The following is a 19,204-nucleotide window of genomic DNA, read 5'->3' as shown; positions in this document are numbered from 1 at the left end:
AGTAGGACACCGCCGGACTTCTTCAACGAAATGGCCACCCAACGCTGGGTGGCCATTTCGCATTTACAGGCACATTTCGACGCCCCCGCCATGGCGTGAGTAGGGTCGAAGGGTGATCGCGTTCGCAGGGCATGAGCCGGGCAGTCGCGACTACCGACGGCTCCTCGTGGGGCTGTTCTTCGCCGGCATCGCCACCTTCGCGCAGCTCTACGCGCCGCAGGCGGTGCTGCCGCTGATCGCTGCCGACCTCGGCGTTCCGCCCGCGACCTCCGCGTTGACGGTGTCAGCGTCCACGCTCGGTCTCGCGGCGGCTGTCATCCCCTGGTCCGGTGTCGCGGACCGCGTCGGACGCGTTCCCGCGATGGGGGTGGGTGTCGTCGCAGCGACTCTTCTGGGCGGATGGGCGTCGGTTGCGCCCGACGTGACGACGCTATTGGCCCTGCGCTTCGCCGAGGGCGTCGCGCTGGGCGCTGTTCCCGCGGTCGCGCTGGCCTATCTCAGCGAGGAGGTGCACGCGCGTCACGTCGCGGCGGCCGCCGGCTCCTACATCGCCGGCACGACGGTCGGCGGTCTCAGCGGGCGCATCATCGCGGGTCCCGTCGGCGAGCTCGTCGGATGGCGGTGGGGAGTGGCATCCGCCGTTCTCCTCTGCGCGGGTGCCGCCGCCCTCTTCCTCGTCCTCGTTCCCCGGGCGCGTGGATTCGTCGCCGGCCGGTCACGCGAGCGGGGCGACCGAGGCCCCTCGCTGGTCGCGCGTCTGTGGATGAACCTCCGGACACCGGCACAGCTGGTCCTCTATGCGCAGGGCTTCCTTCTGATGGGGGCGTTCGTCGCGGTCTACAACTACCTAGGCTTCCACCTGGCCGCGCCTCCCTTCTCCCTCTCGCCGGTGGTGGTCACTCTCCTGTTCCTCGCCTACCTGGCCGGGACGGTGTCGTCCCCACGGGCGGGCGCCCTCGCCGTGCGGCACGGTCGGTTCATCGTCCTGGTCGCCAGCATCGGGGTGGCAGCGGCGGGCGTCCTCCTCATGGCGGTCCCGGTCCTCCCGGTGGTCGTCGTCGGACTCGTGGTGTTCACCGCCGGGTTCTTCGGGGCCCATGCGGTCGCGTCCGGATGGACACCCGTGGCATCCCGTCCCGAAGCCCGCGCACAGGCATCGTCCCTCTATTACCTGGGGTACTACGGCGGCTCGAGCGTCTTCGGCTGGCTGCTGGGCGTGATCTTCGGGGAAGCCGGATGGAACGTGTTCCTCGCCGTCGTGCTCGGAATGTGCCTCGTGTCGCTCGCGCTGGCGGTGGCGGTGCTGCGCCCGGCGCGGCCGTCGGTCTGACGTCTCAGCCTCCCCGTCAGCCCCATTCCCCCCACGTGTACCGCGACACGCCGGCCCGGAACGGCCCAATCGGCTCAAAATCCGCGTATTTCCGCGGTTCGGTTGATACTGTCGAGGCGGTCTCCCGACCACCGAGGAGGAATCCTCCTCGTCCGATGTAAAGAGAGGCGACCGTCGCGTCGTCTGGAGGACAACCCCATGGCCGACAAGTCCATCACCAAGACCGAGCTCGTCGCGAGCATCGCCAGCGCGACCGGGCAGAGCCAGTCCGCCGTCTCGAGCGTGCTCGACTCCCTCTTCTCCACCGTCTCGGACGCGGTTGCCAAGGGCAGCAAGGTCTCGATCCCCGGCTGGATCGCCTTCGAGCAGGTCGCCACCTCGGCGCGCACCGGCCGCAACCCGCAGACGGGCGAGGAGATCTCGATCCCCGCGGGCAAGCGCGTCAAGGTCACCGCCGGCTCCAAGCTGAAGGCCGCCGTCAAGTAAGACGAGCTGCGTCGATGAAGGGGGGATGCCCAGCGGCATCCCCCCTTCTGCGTTCCCGCGAGACGTAGGCTTGCAGGGTGAACGCCCGAGCTCTCCGTGTGGCGGGACCCGTCCTTCTCGTCGTGGTCTCGCTCGTCGCCGTCATCGCCGGCCTGGCGTACGGCGGCGGAGCAGCTCCTCTGCTCATCGGTGATCCCGGGCCCGTCGTCCGCTGGGGACTGCCCGTGGCCACGGTGGTCGTGAACATCAGCGCAGCCACGATGGTCGGCTCGCTCGTCCTGGCCCTCTTCTCCCTCAAGGCGGGTGAGCGGCCTTTCGAGGTGGCCCTGGACACGGCGTCGATCGGAGCGGCCGTCTTCACGCTCGTGGCCGCCGTCACCGGGTTCTTCACCTTCCTCAACGTCATCCCGGCCACGCCGACCGCCGACGCCGTCTTCGGTCAGCAGCTGGGTCGCTTCCTGGTCGAACAGGAGACCGGGCGCACCTGGCTCATCACGGCGATCGCCGGTGCCGTGCTCACCGTCCTCACCTTCGCGGTCCGCTCCTGGATTCCGACGCTCTTCGTCGCGATCGCCGCGCTGGCGGCGCTTGTTCCGATGGGCACTCAGGGCCACGCCGGCACCGAGGCCAGCCACACCGCTGCCGTCACGTCGCTCGTGCTCCACATCCTCGCCGCGGCGGTCTGGCTGGGCGGGCTCATCCTGCTCGTCGCGGTCCGCCCGGTGATGTCCCGGTCGCAACTCCAGACGGTGCTGCTGCGGTACTCCTCGATCGCCCTCGTCGCGTTCATCGTGGTGTCGATCTCCGGGACTGTCCGCGCCTCGATCGGACTGGTCGGCTGGGAGAACCTCTGGACGCCGTACGGCGTCCTCGTCCTCGTGAAGGTCGTGGCGCTCCTCGCCATGGGCGTGCTCGGCGCCTGGTACCGCCGCCGGCTCATCGCCCGGATGGGGGAGGAGCCGGGGTCGCGCCGCTTCTGGGGCGTCATCCTCCTCGAGCTGGCGTTCATGGGCGTCGCAAGCGGTGTCGCCGCGGCTCTCGCGCGGACGCCCCCGCCCGCGAACGAGCTGCCTCCCGTCGACACCACGGCCGCGGAGGTGCTGACCGGGGCGCCGCTGCCGCCGGAGTTCACCATCGACCGCTGGTTCACCGCGTGGGAGATCGACCTGCTCTGGGCGCTCGTCGTCGCGTTCGCCGTCTTCTTCTATCTGGCCGGCGCCTGGCGGCTGCACCGTCGCGGCGACAGCTGGCCCGTCTACCGCACGGTGATGTGGTGCCTCGGCATGTTCGGCGTCTTCTGGGTGACGTCCGGACCGATCAACGTCTACCAGGACTACCTGTTCAGCATGCACATGATCGGGCACATGCTGCTGTCGATGGCGATCCCGCTCCTCCTCGTCGCGGGGGCGCCGGTGACGCTGGCCGCCCGCGCGATCCGCAAGCGCGAGGACGGCACCCGCGGCGGGCGCGAATGGATCCTGTGGGCCGTGCACAATCCGGCGGCGAAGATCCTCACTAACCCCTACGTGACCGCCGGGCTGTTCATCGGCTCGCTGTGGGCGTTCTACTACACGGACCTCTTCCGGTGGTCGTTGTACGACCACCTCGGACACGTGTGGATGGTGGCGCACTTCCTCATCACCGGGTACCTCTTCGTGCTCAGCCTCATCGGCATCGACCCGGTCCCGTACCGGCTGCCCTACCCGATGCGCCTGCTCGTGCTCATCGCGATCATGGCCATGCACGCGTTCTTCGGCATCGCGATCATGATGAACTCCGGCCTGATGGTCGCCGAGTGGTTCGGCGCGATGGGCCGCCAGTGGGGTCCGACGCCGCTGCAGGACCAGTACATCGGCGGAGGCGTGGCCTGGTCGGTCGGTGAGATCCCCACGCTCATCCTGGCCATCACCGTCGCGATCCAGTGGTCGCGCAGCGACGAGCGTCAGCAGAAGCGCCGCGACCGCCACGTGGACCGCGTCGGGGACGTGGAGCTCGACGCGTACAACGAGGAGCTGGCGAAGCTCGCCGCCCGCGATGCGCGCCGCGCCGAGCGCGAGGCCGCCCGCAACCGCGTCTGATCCCCGGCGACGGGCAAATTGTTCGCAATCGCATGCCGCGTCGCGCGGGTTCCGCGGAAGACGGGGCGAACAGGGACCGAGACCCGGGGTCAGTCGCTCTCCATGCCTCCGCCGACGAGGATCGAGGCCGTCCCGTCGGGCAGCACGGTGATGGCGCCGTCGACGAGGAACGGGACGTCCTCCGAGACGTTGCGGAGGGAGCCGTCGTAGATGGAGCGGATCTCGACCTCGATGTGCGCGACGGCCTCGGCCGAGGGGATGCGCCACCCGGCCCCGTCGGGGACGACCGTGACGGTCGGCTGGCGCGAGATCGACCAGGTCGGCGTGCCGTCGATGCGGTTGCGCACCGTGAGCCCGAACGGGCACCCCGTCGGCTGCAGCACCTGCTGTGCCGCGCACTCGGACAGGAAGTCGTTGACCCGCTGCTGGACGACGTCGACGAACTCGTCCGTCGGCTCCGCCTGCACATCGACCGGGATGCCGGTGAGCGGGGAGTCGGCCAGCACGGCGACCCCCGGTGTCGCCGAGATGGCGGTGTCCACGCCGACGGAGTAGAGCCCGGGCGAGAAGACGAGGAGGGGGACGGATGCCGACGGGTCGGCATCCACTCCGTCGATCGAGACCTGACGCTTGTCGATCTCGAAGCCGTTGACGTCGAAGCTCATCGAGCCGCGCACGGTGAGCTCGATGACGCCGAGGGGACTCTCGGCGAAGGTCCACCGCGGGACGACGCCGATCCACCCGTCCTGCCGCACGGTGAACGTCGATCGCCCGGCGTAGCCGCCCGCGGTGTAGGCGACCGTGACCCGCGTGACATCGCCGTCGGCGGTCTCGTCGACCACGGTGGCATCCGAGATCTCCGACATCGCGGCCGGGCGCAGGAGCGCCTCCGACGCCGACGCGGGCAGACCCGCGGCCTCGAGCTCGACCGAGTCCACCGCCACGCCCGGCACCAGGAGCGCCTCCGCCGCGTCGCCCTCCGCGAGGAGGTCGAGATAGTGGGTGACGAAGGCGCGGGGACCGTAGACGTCGCGATACAGCGCGCCGGCACCGGCGCCGAGCGCTGTGAGGAGGAGGACGCCGACGAGGCCGAGCGCGATCAGCTCGGCGACGAGCCGCTGTCCGCGACCCCGACGCGCGACGACCCCCTCGGGCGTCGTCGGCCCCCCGCCAGCGTTGTCCACCTGTCCAGTCTAGGAATCCCACCTCCACGAACGCCGCGTGTGACGGGGAGTCGTCACGCGGCTGTGACCTCCTCGGCCGCGAAGAACTGCACGACGGCGACGGCGGCGAGCTGTCCGGAGGCGATCGCCGCAGCGAGGGAGGCCATCGGGCCGGGGAGGTGCGCGGGGTGCGCCATGTCGCCCGCGGCGTACACGTCCGGCGCGCTGGTCCGTCCGAAGGCATCCGTCCGCACGCCACCGGACTCGCTGATCTCCAGCCCCAGCTGTTCGGCGAAGGGGGCGCGCTGACGGGACACCGGCGCGGCGAAGGCCCCGGCCACCTCGTGGACCGTGCCGTCGGTGCGGAGGAGCGCCAGCCCGTCATCCGTCCGGCGCACCTCGCTCACCTCCGCGGGGTCGATGACGAGGACCTGGGATGCCACCGGCCCGAGCATGCGGGCGAGCAACTGCGCGTGCGGGTCGGCGTTCAGCACCGCCACGGGGCGACCGGCGAACTCGTGTCCATGGCAGAACGGGCAGTTGGCGACGCGGTCGCCCCACTGCTCGGCGAGACCCGGGATCGGCGGGAGCTCGTCGTGGAGACCCGTGGCCAGGACGAGGGTGCGGGCACGCAGCTCGGCGCCGTCCACCTCGACCACCAGGGCGTCGCCGTCGCGACGGACCTGCGAGACGGCGGCATCCCGGATCTCCACCGTCGCGTAGGCCGCGAGCTCCGCGCGGGCCAGGGCGCGCAGCTCGGCGGGGTCGCGGCCGTCGTTGGTCAGCAGATTGTGGGCGTGGGAGACGGTGCCGTTCCGGTAGACGCCCGAGTCCATGAGGAGCGTGCGCCGGTGCATGCGGCCGAGGGTGAGGGCGGCCTGGAGGCCCGCCGGTCCGCCGCCGAGGACGATGGTGTCGTACATGGGGATTCCTTCCGGATGGGGTCGGACACCATCGTGCGACTTCATGTCGACGTGAGGTCAAGGCCCCTTCTCGCTTGCGCCGCCTGTACAGAAGAGTCCCCTCCGCGCCGGAGTGGCGAGAAGGGGACTCCCTGCTGATGCGCGGGCGTGCGCCGCCCGCGGGATGTTGCCGGCCTTACGGCACCTGCACCAGCAGGTTCGGCGAGAGCGCGCCGGTGATCCTGCCCTCGACGGCGTCGCCGAGGACTGTCGACGTCACGTCTGCGGGAGAGGCCCCGGGAGCCTGCTCGAGCACGAGGGCGGCGACGCCGGCGACGTGAGGTGCGGCCATCGACGTGCCCGAGATCGTGTTGGTCGTGCCGTCGAGCCACGTCGAGGTGATGTCGACGCCGGGCGCGAACAGGTCGACGCAGCTGCCGAAGTTCGAGAACGACGCGCGCTCGTCGGTGCGCGAGCTCGCGGCTACCGTCAGCGCGGACGCCGCCGACGACGGGGAGGACGTGCAGGCCGGCAGCGAGCTGTTGCCCGCGGCGACGGCGACCGTGATGCCGCGGTCGGTCATGCGGTCGACGGCGGCGTTGGTCGCCGAGCTGAACAGGCCGCCGAGGCTCATGTTGGCCACGGCCGGGCGCTGGGCCTGCGAGGCGACCCAGTCCATGCCGGCGATGACACCCGCCGTAGAACCCGAGCCGTCGCATCCGAGGACGCGGACCGCAACGAGGTCGACGTCGGTGGCGACGCCCCACGTCTCGCTGCCGACCGTGCCGGCGACGTGCGTGCCGTGACCGTTGCAGTCGTCCGTGCCGCGTCCGTCGTCGATCGAGGTGAAGCCCGGGGTCACCCGGCCGGAGAACTCCGGATCCGCCGGCACGATGCCGGTGTCGATGATGTACGCCGTCACGCCGGCACCGGTGCCGTTCGGGGTGTACGAGCCGTCGAGCGGCAGGTCGGGCTGATCGATGCGGTCGAGACCCCACGTCGCCTGCGTGGTGGTCATGACGGAGTCGCGCTCGACGGTCTCGACGAGCGGGCTCATCGCGAGCAGCGCGGCCTGGGAGCCGGTCAGCGTCGCAGTGAAGCCGCCCAGGGCGTCGAACGTGCGGGTGAGCGAGCCGGCGGGGAGCACGCTGCCGAGCCGCTGGACGATGTCGTCGACGACGGCGCCGTCGCGGAGCATGACGATGTACTCGTCGTCCGTCTCCGGCGCGGCGACGGCCGCTGGGGCCGCGCTGAGGGCGGTCAGGGCGCCGGCGATCGCGATCGCGGCGCCGGCGACGGTCAGCCGTGACCGTCGGGGGGTGCGCGTGGACATGGGGATCCTCTCTTGCCCGGGGGGTGCGGGCGTGCAGGGCGCCGACGGGGGGACCGGCGCTGACTCCGGGGGAAGTCACGAGACGAACGTACGGCCGTCGGCGCGCGGGAGGGCGCCCGAGCAGGAGCTTCCGGGCGGGAATTAACGTTGCCGAAACAGGACAGGGTTGCGCTTCGCGTCCTGACCCCGGACTCGTCTACGGTCGGTTCTCTCCGGCATGGTGCTCGTGCAGTGGGGGCAGTCCCGCGTAGCGCCGCCATCCATCGCATCGCGTCACGTCGGCGGCGCTGCAATTCACGACGTGCGACAGGAACTCCTCCGCGGCATCCAGCTGTCGCCGCTGCTCCTCGATCCAGGCGAGCTGCTGCTCGACGACCGCCTTCCGCTCGGGTCTGGTCCCTCGGATGACGGTCCGGATGTCGGAGAGGCTGATGCCCAGGCGCTGGCAGGCGCGGACGATACGGAGCTTGACGATGTCCTGCGGGCCGTACGCGCGGCGTCCGGAGGGGTCCCGCTCGGGGCGGATCACCCCGACGCTCTCCCAGTGCCGCAGGACGTGCGGGGCCGAGTCCACCTCATGAGCGGCGTCACCGACGCGCATTCCTGCATTCTGTCAGCGTCGTCCGACGCGCGGTCTTGCTCCGCCCCCCCGCCACCGCGCTTTCTTCTCCCGCGACCGCGGGGGGCCGCCCCCTCGTGGATGATGACGCGGAGCGACCGTCGGGATTCCATCGCGCCGGGGCGGTCATCGACAGCTGAGTGCGCGGTAGTCGGCCGTCGTCGGCGTGGACGAGCCCTGGACGCCGACCGTCACGGACCCCGCGGCGACCGACGCGGTGCGGGCGGAGATGGCCTTCGACACGGACCGTCCGGCGGCGAGATCACTGAAGGCGCTCGAGCCGTACGGGCTCGTGATCGTCCCACTCACCGGAGCCGTGCCGGTGTTGCGGACCGTCACGACCAGGGTCACCCGGCCGGCCGTGCACCGCGGCACCACGGTCGCCTGCACCGTTGCCGGTGCGGGGGCCACGACGACGCGGGCGGTCACGGTGCGGTTGGCCGGAGCGACCTCCTGCTGGGACGTGAGCGACAGGTCGAGCATCCCGTTGGCGCGGACGTTCACGGCCTTGAACCAGCTGTTGCGGTCGGGGTCGAACAGACCGCCCGCGGCGGGACCGGTGTGCGGCTCCGGGTAGGGGCGCGCGTGATAGGCCAGCACGAGGTTGCCCGCTGGGTCCACGGCGAAGGAGTTGTGTCCCGGCCCGCCCTGCCCCTGACCGCCGATGCGGCCGGTGGAGGTGTCGTTCGTGGTGAGGACGGGCGACGGGACGCGGGTCCAGCTGGCGGGGTTCTTCAGGTCCGCGTCCTTCTTCGCTCGCAGCATCCCCAGGTCGTAGTACTTGTCGACCGTTCCCCCGGAGTAGGTGAGGTAGATGTTGTCACCCTGCTCGATCATGAACGGAGCCTCGACGACACCCTGGTCGGCGCCTTCGTCGCTGTCGGACGGGGTCGGCGCCTGCTTGCCGTACTCCCACGGCTGGCTGATCGCGTACACCTCGCTCAGCCCGCCCTCGAGGAGCGGAACCGTGCCCTCCGGGCCCATCTTCGCCGTGCCGATGAGCAGCCGTCCGCCGTTGGGCATGACCCAGTAGCCCTGCGTGACGCCGTTCTCCACGCGCTCGAGGTAGGAGACGTCGAAGGCGGCGCCCTCGAGGATGGTCGGCTCCCCCCAGTTCTCCTGGTTCACCAGTCCCCCGTCGCGCAGCGACTCCTCGCTGCCGATATAGGGGATGAGCACGGTGTTGTCGCACCAGCCGTTGGTGGGCGCATAGCCCCGGTTCATGCCGGCGACGATCCACCACTGACCGTTGATCTTGTGGAACTCCTGCGCCCAGATGTACCCGCCCCACCCGTAGAAGGTGTTGGGGTACTGGCTCTGCTTCCCGGGCGTGCCGCTGTCGGGGTCGATGACGATCTGCTCGGGCGCGTCCGCGAGACCGGCGATGGTGGTCGCGCGCTTGAGGCCGATCTTGCGGTAGGCGTTGGCGTCGATGAGCTGGTCGTCGGGCGCGTTCGAGGGGATCGAGTAGTGCGACCCCGTCAGGTACCAGTGCGCGTCGTCCTCGTTGAAGAAGAGATGCGGGTCGGCGCGGGCGTCGTTGACCATCTCCTCGGCGGTCTGCTGGACCGTGCCGGACACCTCGTACACACCAGGCGTCCGCGGGTCGACGGCGGCCAGGTCCTCGGCATCCCACTGCACCGGCAGGCTCTTGGTGGAGCCGTCGTTGTAGTCGAGGGTGACGGATGACGGGAGGGTGCCGGCATCCACCTTCCGGCCGTTCTCGACGGGGACGTCCGCGAGGGCGCGGACCCCGGTGTTCTGCAGGTCCACGTAGTTCTTGTAGAAGACGTCGAACTCCGTTCTGGACAGGCTGAAGGTGCTCGCCTCGTTCTGAGCGGTGAAGCCGGGAAGTCCCGTTCCGCTGACGCCGAGGGTGCGGATGTCGGCCCGGGTGGGGGAACCGGGGGTGCTCGAGCCGGTGAGGCCGTCGAGCTGGGCGACGCGGCCCTCTCCCGTCAGCTCGTCCGTCCAGAACGCCTTGTATCTCCTGCTCGCGGCGTCGTACTCGATGCGGGGATCGCGGACCACCGACCCGTCTGCGGCGATCCTGACCGTGCGCTGGTTGCGGAAGGTGGCACCGTCGGGTGCGTCCCACACGTACACGGAGTCGGTGGCGTTGTTCTGCGCGGCCACGGCGCCGAGCGAGCCGTCGGCGAAGCGCACCAGCGTCGGCGACCCGAGCTGGGCGTGGGGGTTCGCGGATTGCGTGCCGCTCCACGTCGCGTACAGGATCGCCTGCGCGCGGTTCAGCGGCTCCCACGCCGTGGCGCCGGCGGGCCGGGCCGAGACGTAGAGCGCGTCGGCCCGCCGGTCGTCGTCGTAGGCGAGGGGGTCGTCCTTGACGCCCCCGGTCGTCGTGACCTTCTTGACGTAGGTGGCGATGTCGCCGCCGGCGTCGAGGATCTGCGCCGACGCCGTGACCGGCTGTGCAACGCCCGCAATCCGGGCGGTCAGTTCGACCGCGACGGGACCCGAGGACGGCCGTGCGATGCGACCGTCCGCGGAGACGAGCGACGCGCCGGGGCCGGTCGCCGACCACGTGACGGCGTTGCCGAGCACGGACGAGGGCAGGTCGCCGGAGATGCGCGCGGGCACGGCGAGGGCGGATGCCGCGTCGCTCGGCACACCGGGCAGTCCGAGCTCGGCGGGGGTCAGGGCGCGGTTGTAGATGCGCAGGTTGTCGAGCAGGCCGGAGAAGTACTCCCCGCCGCCCCAGTTGGCCTTGCCGATCTGCAGCACACCGCCCGACGAGCCGAGGATCTGCGACAGGGCGGGCCCCGACGTGTTGGTCGACACCAGCTTCTTGTCGACGAACAGGCGTGCGGTCGCGCCGGAGATGACGAGGTCGACGTGCTTCCACTCGGTGGCGTACGCGGTCGAGACGAGGTTGCCCGCCGTGTTCCGGGAGCCCGCGTTGTCGTAGCGCTCGACGGTGACGCCGGTTGTCCGGTCGAGGTAGCCGAGATAGTGCTCCTGCGCGAACTCCTGCCGCGCCGCGCTGCGGGCGGCGAAGACCGTCCACCCGGTGTTGCCGGCGGCGTCGGGCTTGCTGTCGTAGGAGATGGTGACGTCGTTCACGCCGGCGAGCAGGGGCGAGCCGCCGTTCTTCGTGACGTTCAGCCAGAACCCGCTGCTCAGCTGCGCCGCGTTGCCCGAGACGCCGGGGACGAGTCGCGCGGTGCCCTGCGTGGTGGCAGTGGCGCCCGCGCCGGTGAAGCTGGTCGTGCCGCTGTCGAAGGTGAAGTCGGCGATGAGGGCGTCCTCGGGCCCGGCGGCGGTCGCGACGCCAGGACTGAGGAGGCTCGCGCACAGGGCCGCCGCCGCGGTGACGCCCCAGGTGGTGCGGCTCAGGCGGGTGCGGCGCGAAGCCGGGGGCGAGACGGGTGCGGCAGGCGTCGTCGAACGGCTCGCGGAAGCTCGGCGCATATTCTCTCTCCATCGAGGCGCCGCTCGTCGTCGTGCGGCGTGTTACCGCTCACAGTAACCCGTGGACGGGCGCTCGTCCAGACCGGCGACTCTCCCCACCTCCCCGCGGAGCGGGCTGCGCGAACTACCATGAATCGGTGAGCACGCCCACCCTCTCCGCCGAGCAGCAGGCGCTGTTCCGGCTGATCGAGGACACGCGCGAGCACGTGTTCGTCACGGGGCGGGCCGGCACCGGCAAGTCGACGCTGCTGCAGCATCTGGCCTGGAACACGAAGAAGCAGATCGCGGTGTGCGCCCCGACCGGCGTCGCCGCCCTGAACGTCGAGGGGCAGACGATCCACTCGCTGTTCCGGCTGCCCATCGGGCTCATCGCGAACGGCGACATCGAGCAGAACGACGCCACCCGCAAGATCCTCAACGCGATCGACACCCTCGTTATCGACGAGATCTCCATGGTCAACGCCGACCTGATGGATGCCATCGACCGCTCCCTCCGTCAGGCCCGTGGCCGGCGCGCGGAGCCGTTCGGGGGAACGCAGATCGTCATGTTCGGCGATCCGTACCAGCTGGCGCCCGTCCCGCCGCGCGGCGACGAGATGCGGTACATCCGCGACCACTACCGCTCGTTCTGGTTCTTCGACGCCAAGGTCTGGTCCGGCGACGCGGGAGGCGACGGACTGATCGACATCGGGCGCCACGGCGCGGACCTGCACGTCAACGAGCTCGTCGAGATCCACCGGCAGTCCGACCCCGCGTTCAAGGCGCTCCTGAACGCCGTGCGATACGGGCGCGTGACGGCGGACATGGCCGGCGTGCTGAACGCGGCCGGGGCCCGCACGCCGCCCGACCCCGCGGACGGCGAGCATCCGGTGATCACGCTCGCCACCCGGAACGACCGCGTCAACGAGATCAACCGGCGCCACCTGAACGAACTCGTCGGTCGCACGCAGACCGCCAACGCGGAGATCTCCGGCGACTTCGGCCGGGGCGAGGCGAACTATCCCGCCGAGCTGGAGCTCACCCTGAAGGTGGGCGCGCAGGTGATGTTCCTGCGGAACGACAGCGCCCAGTTCGGCGAGGTCGCGCGGTGGGTCAACGGCACGATCGGCACCGTCACCCGGATCGCCGGCGGCGCCGTGCGCGTCGAGGTCGACGGCGTCGAGCACGACGTCGAGCCCGCCGTCTGGGAGAGGTACCGCTACGCCTACGACCCGGGCACGAAGAACCTCTCGCGCGAGATCGTCGCCGAGTTCACGCAGTTCCCTCTCCGCCTGGCGTGGGCCGTGACCATCCACAAGTCGCAGGGCAAGACCTACGACCGCGCCGTCGTCGACCTCGGCGCGGGGGCGTTCGCCCCCGGTCAGACCTACGTGGCGCTCAGTCGTCTGACATCACTGGAGGGCCTGTATCTGTCGCGCCCGCTGCGGCCGAGCGACATCCGCGTCGACGAGGACGTGCGCCGCTTCATGAAGCAGGCGTGGACCGCGCGCCAGGCCGCGGCTCAGGCGACCTGAGACGCCTTCGCGCGCGCGAGGTCCTCGAACAGCTCGGTGTTGAACCGGTAGGCCACGAGCACCTCGTCGATGACCCGCTCCTTCTCGGCATCGTCCCACGGCGCCGCGTCGAGCTGCTCCCGGTAGACGCACTTGAAGGCCTTGGGGTCGGCGATGTCATGGAACAGGTAGAAGCCGATGCCGTTCGTGTCGAACCCGAACCGCCGCTGCATGAGGCGTCCGATGAAGATGCCGCCGGACAGGTCGCCGAGGTAGCGCGTGTAGTGGTGCGCGACGAAGCCCCCCGGCCAGGTGGCGGCGACGCGGCGGATCCGCGAGACGTAGGCCTGCGTCGTCGGCAGCGGCGCGACCCGGTCGCGCCAGTCGGGTCCGATGAGGAACGCGAGGTCGGCCTCGAGGGCCGGCAGGCGGGTGAGCTTGTCGCTGATGAAGACGGATGCCACCGGGTCCGCCCGCATGCGCTCGGTCGCGGCCTCCAGCGCCTCGTAGATGAACCAGTGCTGCGTCACGAGCGCGACGTAGTCCTCGCGGGTGCCGGAGCCGTTGATGAGATCGGCCATGAACCCCGCGTGCTCGCTCGAGGAGTGCGCGCTGCTCGAGCGCTCGCGGAGAGCGGAGGAGAACGGGACGACGGCGTTCATGCGGCCATCATACGCAAACGGTTAGGTGAACCTAACCCCCAATTCGCCCTCGATTCTCAGTGGGGTCGCTGCTCCACGCCGAGGCGGTCGCACGCCTGCTCGTACAGGGCCACGACCTCGCGACGGACGGCCCGTCGATCCTCGATGGGTCCGCCCGGCCACGCCACCCGCAGCGGGAAGGGCGCGCCGTCGTGGCCGGCGACGGACCAGTCGGCCCCGTCGCCGTCGAACCCGGTCATCGTGGCGCCGGAGGCGGTGGCATCCGGTCCGAAAGCCCGGGCGATGAGGATGTTGTCCTCGACGTGGTCGGAGTTCATGTGCGCCAGGACGGCACGGACCGCCTCGTCGTCGAAGGTGTGCGGCATGCGGTCAGCCTAGATGTGATGCAGACGTGACCGGGCGGGGCCTTACACCCTACGGCCGGGGTGAGCGGCGTGTGTTTGAATCGATGGGCGCGCGTTTCGTCGAGCGCCGGATATCGGGGGTGCACATGCGCGGGTGGCGTCGTTCCGCAGCCATCGCTCTCGCCGGGGTCGCGGCCCTGACGACCGTGCTAAGCGGCTGCACCGGACCGACCTCGGTGCCGGTCGACGTGCCGGCGCAGGTCGACCGTGCTCTGCCGGACGACACGATCGCCCAGCTGCAGGACGCCGTGACCTCCGCCATGATCGCGACGGGGTCGACCGGGGCCATCGTCGGCGTGTGGGCGCCGTGGAGCGGCACCTGGGTCACCGGTCTCGGGACGCAGGGACCCGGCGGCGGCGAGGTCTCGACCGACATGAGCTTCCGCGTCTCGGACGTCACGCGCGCGATGACCTGCGACGTGCTGTACCAGGTCGCCGCCGACGGCACCGTCGGTCTCGACGACAGCGTCACGACGTGGGTCAGCGGACTGCCCGGATACGACGCGATCACCCTCCGACAGCTCTGCGACGGCACCTCCGGCCTCGGCTCCTACGCCTCCGTGCTGCAGGCCTCCTGGCTGCGCAACCCCGACCGCGAGTGGAACCCGCGCGAGCTGATGGCCTTCGGCATCGCCAGCCCGCGCGTCAACGACCCGGGCGTCGCCTGGGCGGACTCGGACACCGGTTACATCCTGCTCGGCCTCGCGCTCGAGCGCGCGACGGGCGAGTCGATCAACGACCTCGTCGCCGAGCGCGTCTCCGGCCGCCTCGGTCTCTCGGCCACCTCCCTGCCGAACGCCGTCGCGTCCGCACCGTCCGTCGGCGCCTCGCTGCAGGGCTACTGGTCCATGCCGAACGCCGAGGGCGTCTGGAACTGCACCGACCCCGGCGAGGTCACCGTGGCGTCCGCCAGCTTCGGCGGCGCGGACTCGGGCGCGGTCTCGACGATCACCGACCTGGGTCGCTACGCGCAGGCCCTCGCCACGGGCGCCCTCGTGGACGAGGACGCCGGACGGTTCGCGCGCCCCCTGCCCGTCGGACCCGAGGAGCCGACGTGGTTCACCACGTCCGGCGGGGCGTACCAGGCCGGCTCGCTCATCGGGCAGTTCGGCTCGACCCCGGGCTACATCACCGGTGCATTCGCCGATCCCGCGACGGGGATGTCGGTCGCGGTCGTGCTCAACAACTCCGGCGCCACCCCCCGGGTCGGCGCCTGGCTCGCGTGGGAGCTCGCGGCGATCGCCTCCAAGGCGCCGGCCGCGGACGGGCAGACCGTGCCCGAGGCCGGCCTGCCCTGGACGGCCCAGCAGCAGCGCGACGCCATCAACGGCAACGCGATCTGCGCCCCGCCCGCGGGGTGAGCGCCGCTCGCGGCGGATCCGGCTCGGCCGCCCTGCTGGTCCTCGTCGGCCTGGCGTGCCAGGAGGTCGGCGCGTCTTTCGCCGTCCTCCTCTTCCCCGACACGGGACCGCTGGGCATCGTCATGCTCCGCCTGCTCTTCTCGGCCCTGCTCCTTCTGCTGATCGCCCGCCCCCGGCTGCGCGGCCACTCGGCGGCGTCGTGGCGATCCGTGGTGTGGTTCGGTGTCGTCCTGGCATCCATGAACGGGCTCTTCTACCTCGCTCTGGAGAGGCTTCCGCTCGGGGTCACCGTCACGATCGAGGTCCTCGGCCCGCTGACGCTCTCGATCATCACGGCCACCGGGGCGGCGCGCTGGCTGTGGGCCGGTCTCGCGCTCGCCGGAGTCGTCGCGCTCGGCGCGGGCGGATGGGACCGGTTGGATGCCGTCGGCGTCCTGTTCGCGCTCGGGGCGGCCGTCAGCTGGGCGCTGTACATCCTGGCCTCGGCGCGGGTGGGGCGTCAGTTCCCCCGTCTGGACGGTCTGGCCCTTGCGATGGCGGTGGGCGCGGTCCTCGCGCTGCCGTTCGGTGTCGCGCAGGCGCAGGACGCCCTGCTGCGCGTCGACATCCTCGCGCTCGGGGCGGCGGTGGCGCTGCTGTCGTCCACCGTCCCGTACGCCCTCGAGCTCATCGCCCTGCGTCGGCTCCCCGCCGCGGCCTTCGCCATCCTCATGAGCCTCGGCCCGGCCACCGCCTCCCTGGCGGGCTTCCTCCTGCTGGGACAGCACCTCGCCTGGCTCGAGATCGGCGGCATCGCCCTCGTCATCGCCGCGAGCATCGGTGCGGTGGGCGCGGCCGCCCGACGGCCCGCGCGGACCACGGAGCCGGACGAGCCCCTGGCCGAGCCGCTCGGCTGAGGACACCCGATGCCACGGCGTCGCGGCCCGCGCAAGGGGACGGGGCGCGACGGGGGCCCCGGCGAGGATGTCGGCATGAGCGATGACGACGACCAGACCCGCAAGGACTTCGACGAGGCCGTCAACATGACGGCGAGCGAGCTGAAGAAGTGGCTCGACACCGACGAGTCGAAGTCGGTCGGCCAGAAGAAGGACGGGGGCGAGTCGACCGGTCACGAGAGCGGGCGGCACATCGTCCGCATCCTCGAGAAGAAGAAGGCCGACCTGACCGACGACGACCTGAAGCACATGCGCAAGGTCGTCGGCTACGTCAAGCGCCACAGCGCGCAGAAGCCGAAGGGCGACATCCACGACACCGACTGGCGGTACTCGCTGATGAACTGGGGCAACGACCCCGAGAAGTGACGGGTTCGCTGTGATGCGGGGGCGGTGGCATCCGGCGCTCCCGGGGCGCGGTAGAACGTAAGCATGGCCATCATCGACAGCGCCGTGTACGTCGGCGGTCACCGGATCGACAACCCGACGAGCCTGGACCAGACGTTCGAGTACATGCGCGAGCACGGGGGGACGGGCTGGATCGGCCTGCTCCGGCCGTCCGCGGACGAGCTCGAGCGCGTCGCGGCGGAGTTCTCGCTGCATCCGCTGGCGGTGGAGGACGCCCTGTCGGGGCATCAGCGCCCCAAGCTGGAGCGCTACGGCGACGACCTGTTCGTCGTGCTGCGTCCGGCGCGGTACGTCGAGGCGGAGGACGCCATCGAGTTCGGGGAGCTGCATGTCTTCGTCGGCACCGACTACGTGGTGACCGTCCGGCACGCCGAGGTGCCGGACCTCTCGCACGTGCGGAAGCGGCTGGAGGGACAGCCCGATCTCCTCGCGCAGGGCCCGCAGGCCGTGCTCTACGCCATCCTCGACGAGGTCGTCGACGGGTACGACCCGGTGGCCCGCGGTCTGCAGAACGACATCGACGAGATGGAGGACGCGTTGTTCGGGGCGGACGGCGTGGAGCTGTCGCAACGCATCTACCGGCTCTCGCGCGAGGTCATCCATCTGCAGCGGGCGGGCGATCCGCTGCGGGACATGCTCGAGTCGCTGCTGCGCGGCGCGGACAAGTACGACGTCGACATCGAGGTGAAGCGGTCGTTGCGGGACGTCCTCGACCATGTCATCCGGGTGTCCGAGAAGCTCGCCTCGATGCGCGCGATCCTCGACAACGCCCTGACCGTGAACGCGACGCTCGTCACCCAGCGCCAGACCGAGACCTCGCTGAAGCAGAACGACCAGGTCAAGAAGATCTCGGGATGGGCCGCCATCCTGTTCGGTCCGACGCTGATCGGCGGCATCTACGGCATGAACTTCGACGACATGCCCGAGCTGCACTGGGCATACGGCTACCCGTTCGCGCTGGCGCTCATGCTCGTGACGTCGGTGACGCTGTGGGCGGTGTTCAAGCTGAAGCGCTGGCTCTGAGAAACGGGCCGCGCCGCGCGCGGGTGAAGAATTGGCGCATCCGGGCCTCCTCCGCGAAAGATAGGGGGGTGAGCACGACCCCCGAGAACGCCCGTCCGGACGCCGGCACCCCGCACACCTCGCCCGCCCCTCCGCTCGAGGACGCCGGCTACCACAAGCGCCTGACCTCGCGGCAGGTGCAGATGATCGCCATCGGCGGGGCGATCGGCACCGGCCTGTTCCTCGGCGCCGGCGGGCGGCTCGCCGCGGCGGGCCCGGCGATCGTCGTCGCGTACGCGGTGTGCGGTCTCTTCGCGTTCTTTATCCTGCGCGCACTGGGCGAACTGGTCCTGCACCGGCCGACCTCGGGGTCGTTCGTGTCCTACGCCCGCGAGTTCTTCGGCGAGAAGGCGGCCTTCGTCTCGGGCTGGTTCTACTGGATCAACTGGGCGACGACGACGATCGTCGACATCACGGCCGCCGCGCTGTACATGCGGTTCTTCGGTGCCTACGTGCCCTTCATCGCTGCGGTCCCGCAGTGGGTGTGGGCCCTGCTGGCGCTCGTGCTCGTGCTGGGCGTCAACCTCGTCTCGGTCAAGGTGTTCGGCGAGCTCGAGTTCTGGTTTGCGCTCATCAAGGTCGCGGCGCTGGTGGTCTTCCTCGCGGTCGGCATCTACTTCGTCGTGTTCGGGACGCCCTCCGGCTCCCCGACCGGCTTCTCGCTCATCGCCGACAACGGCGGGTTCTTCCCCGCCGGGCTGCTGCCGGCCATCCTCCTCATGCAGGGCGTGGTCTTCGCCTACGCCTCGATCGAGCTGATCGGCACGGCGGCCGGCGAGACGAAGAACCCCGAGAAGGTCCTCCCGCGCGCGATCAACTCGGTGGTCCTCCGCGTCGCGGTGTTCTACGTCGGGTCGGTGCTGCTCCTGTCGCTGCTGCTGCCGTACACCGCCTACTCGGCGGGGGAGAGTCCCTTCGTCACGTTCTTCGCGTCGATCGGCGTCGAGGGCGCCGACGTGGTCATGAACCTCGTCGTGCTGACGGCCGCGCTCTCCTCGCTCAACGCCGGCCTCTACTCGACGGGGCGGATCCTCCGGTCGATGTCCGTGTCCGGGTCGGCCCCGCGCTTCGCCGGCCGGATGAACAAGGCGGGCGTCCCTTACGGCGGCATCGCGATCACCGCCGCCGTCGCACTCCTCGGTGTGCCGCTGAACTACCTCGTCCCCGAGGAGGCGTTCGAGATCGTCCTCAGCGTCGCATCGGTCGGCATCGTGGTCACGTGGGCCACCATCGTGCTGTGCCAGCTGCGCCTGAAGCAGCTCGCCGACCGCGGAGAGCTGGAGCGGCCGTCGTTCCGCATGATCGGCTCGCCGTACACCGGCTATCTGACGCTCGTCTTCCTCGCCGCGGTCCTGGTGCTCGTGTTCATCGACTCGCCGGCGACGCTCATCGTGACGGTTGTGGCCAGCCTTCTCATCGCCGCCGGCTGGTTCGCGTGCCGGTCGAGGATCGCGGCGCTCGCGGCCGAGCGCGACGGCTACACCGGGACTCTTCCGGTGGTGCCGAGCCCGTATCGCAGGGACTAGTCCTCACCCGCGCCGG

16 protein-coding genes are annotated in these 19,204 nt (G+C 70.7%); 9 read left to right on the top strand and 7 right to left on the bottom strand.

The window, feature by feature from the left end; genetic code table 11:
* Nucleotides 1–112 precede the first annotated feature (112 nt).
* The 3 genes from ACO03V_RS16040 (at nucleotide 113) to ACO03V_RS16030 (ending at nucleotide 3,894) form a co-directional block, all read left to right on the top strand.
* The gene (locus ACO03V_RS16040) at nucleotides 113–1,330 is read left to right on the top strand and encodes an MFS transporter (RefSeq protein WP_423138331.1); all 1,218 of its coding nucleotides are present in this window, start codon (nucleotides 113–115) and stop codon (nucleotides 1,328–1,330) included.
* Nucleotides 1,331–1,528: 198 nt separating this feature from the next.
* The gene (locus tag ACO03V_RS16035) at nucleotides 1,529–1,816 is read left to right on the top strand and encodes an HU family DNA-binding protein (protein ID WP_367734465.1); all 288 of its coding nucleotides are present in this window, start codon (nucleotides 1,529–1,531) and stop codon (nucleotides 1,814–1,816) included.
* Nucleotides 1,817–1,893: 77 nt separating this feature from the next.
* The gene (locus ACO03V_RS16030; RefSeq protein ID WP_423138330.1) at nucleotides 1,894–3,894 is read left to right on the top strand and encodes a cytochrome c oxidase assembly protein; all 2,001 of its coding nucleotides are present in this window, start codon (nucleotides 1,894–1,896) and stop codon (nucleotides 3,892–3,894) included.
* 89 nt (nucleotides 3,895–3,983) lie between these two features.
* Here ACO03V_RS16030 and ACO03V_RS16025 read toward each other — a convergent pair whose 3' ends face one another.
* From ACO03V_RS16025 to ACO03V_RS16005, 5 genes are all read right to left on the bottom strand, one after another.
* Nucleotides 3,984–5,078: a hypothetical protein gene (locus ACO03V_RS16025; protein WP_423138329.1), complete on the bottom strand. Its 1,095-nt coding sequence runs from the start codon at nucleotides 5,076–5,078 to the stop codon at nucleotides 3,984–3,986.
* A 53-nt stretch (nucleotides 5,079–5,131) separates the two neighbouring features.
* The gene (locus tag ACO03V_RS16020) at nucleotides 5,132–5,980 is read right to left on the bottom strand and encodes an NAD(P)/FAD-dependent oxidoreductase (RefSeq protein ID WP_423138328.1); all 849 of its coding nucleotides are present in this window, start codon (nucleotides 5,978–5,980) and stop codon (nucleotides 5,132–5,134) included.
* Between the two features lie 175 nt (nucleotides 5,981–6,155).
* A complete protein-coding gene (locus tag ACO03V_RS16015) occupies nucleotides 6,156–7,292 on the bottom strand; it encodes a S8 family serine peptidase (protein WP_423138327.1) in 1,137 nt (378 codons plus the stop codon).
* A gap of 196 nt (nucleotides 7,293–7,488) precedes the next feature.
* Entirely contained in the window at nucleotides 7,489–7,893 is a 405-nt protein-coding gene (locus ACO03V_RS16010; RefSeq protein WP_423138326.1) for a MerR family transcriptional regulator, read from the bottom strand.
* A 144-nt stretch (nucleotides 7,894–8,037) separates the two neighbouring features.
* On the bottom strand, nucleotides 8,038–11,340 hold the full coding sequence (locus ACO03V_RS16005) for a LamG-like jellyroll fold domain-containing protein (RefSeq protein WP_423138325.1): 3,303 nt from the start codon (nucleotides 11,338–11,340) through the stop codon (nucleotides 8,038–8,040).
* A 137-nt stretch (nucleotides 11,341–11,477) separates the two neighbouring features.
* Between ACO03V_RS16005 and ACO03V_RS16000 the strand changes: the two genes are divergently transcribed.
* Nucleotides 11,478–12,854, top strand: a complete 1,377-nt coding sequence (locus ACO03V_RS16000) for an ATP-dependent DNA helicase (RefSeq protein WP_367734478.1) — start codon at nucleotides 11,478–11,480, stop codon at nucleotides 12,852–12,854.
* On the opposite strand, the gene ACO03V_RS15995 is transcribed toward ACO03V_RS16000, so the two are convergent.
* Both ACO03V_RS15995 and ACO03V_RS15990 read right to left on the bottom strand, forming a co-directional pair.
* Nucleotides 12,842–13,495, bottom strand: a complete 654-nt coding sequence (locus tag ACO03V_RS15995; RefSeq protein ID WP_367734479.1) for a heme oxygenase (biliverdin-producing) — start codon at nucleotides 13,493–13,495, stop codon at nucleotides 12,842–12,844. The two genes, ACO03V_RS16000 and ACO03V_RS15995, sit on opposite strands and share 13 nt — an antisense overlap.
* A gap of 56 nt (nucleotides 13,496–13,551) precedes the next feature.
* Entirely contained in the window at nucleotides 13,552–13,860 is a 309-nt protein-coding gene (locus ACO03V_RS15990; protein WP_423138324.1) for a DUF2470 domain-containing protein, read from the bottom strand.
* A 125-nt stretch (nucleotides 13,861–13,985) separates the two neighbouring features.
* On the opposite strand from ACO03V_RS15990, the gene ACO03V_RS15985 reads away from it, so the two are divergent.
* The 5 genes from ACO03V_RS15985 (at nucleotide 13,986) to ACO03V_RS15965 (ending at nucleotide 19,188) form a co-directional block, all read left to right on the top strand.
* Nucleotides 13,986–15,260, top strand: a complete 1,275-nt coding sequence (locus ACO03V_RS15985; RefSeq protein WP_423138323.1) for a serine hydrolase domain-containing protein — start codon at nucleotides 13,986–13,988, stop codon at nucleotides 15,258–15,260.
* Nucleotides 15,257–16,156 (top strand): EamA family transporter, encoded by a 900-nt coding sequence (locus ACO03V_RS15980; protein ID WP_367734484.1) that lies wholly within the window; start codon nucleotides 15,257–15,259, stop codon nucleotides 16,154–16,156. Before ACO03V_RS15985 ends, ACO03V_RS15980 begins: the two co-directional genes overlap by 4 nt.
* A 75-nt stretch (nucleotides 16,157–16,231) precedes the next feature.
* The gene (locus ACO03V_RS15975) at nucleotides 16,232–16,561 is read left to right on the top strand and encodes a DUF3140 domain-containing protein (RefSeq protein ID WP_387056397.1); all 330 of its coding nucleotides are present in this window, start codon (nucleotides 16,232–16,234) and stop codon (nucleotides 16,559–16,561) included.
* 63 nt (nucleotides 16,562–16,624) lie between these two features.
* Nucleotides 16,625–17,623, top strand: coding sequence for a magnesium/cobalt transporter CorA (corA, locus tag ACO03V_RS15970; RefSeq protein ID WP_423138322.1), 999 nt, complete (start codon nucleotides 16,625–16,627; stop codon nucleotides 17,621–17,623).
* Nucleotides 17,624–17,691: 68 nt separating this feature from the next.
* Entirely contained in the window at nucleotides 17,692–19,188 is a 1,497-nt protein-coding gene (locus ACO03V_RS15965; protein ID WP_423138321.1) for an amino acid permease, read from the top strand.
* Nucleotides 19,189–19,204: the final 16 nt, after the last annotated feature.

This window comes from Microbacterium sp. HMH0099, from assembly GCF_049384025.1.
Classification (GTDB): domain Bacteria; phylum Actinomycetota; class Actinomycetes; order Actinomycetales; family Microbacteriaceae; genus Microbacterium.
The sequence above is the reverse complement of the archived record's forward strand: the minus strand, read 5'-3'. Positions and strand labels throughout refer to the sequence as shown.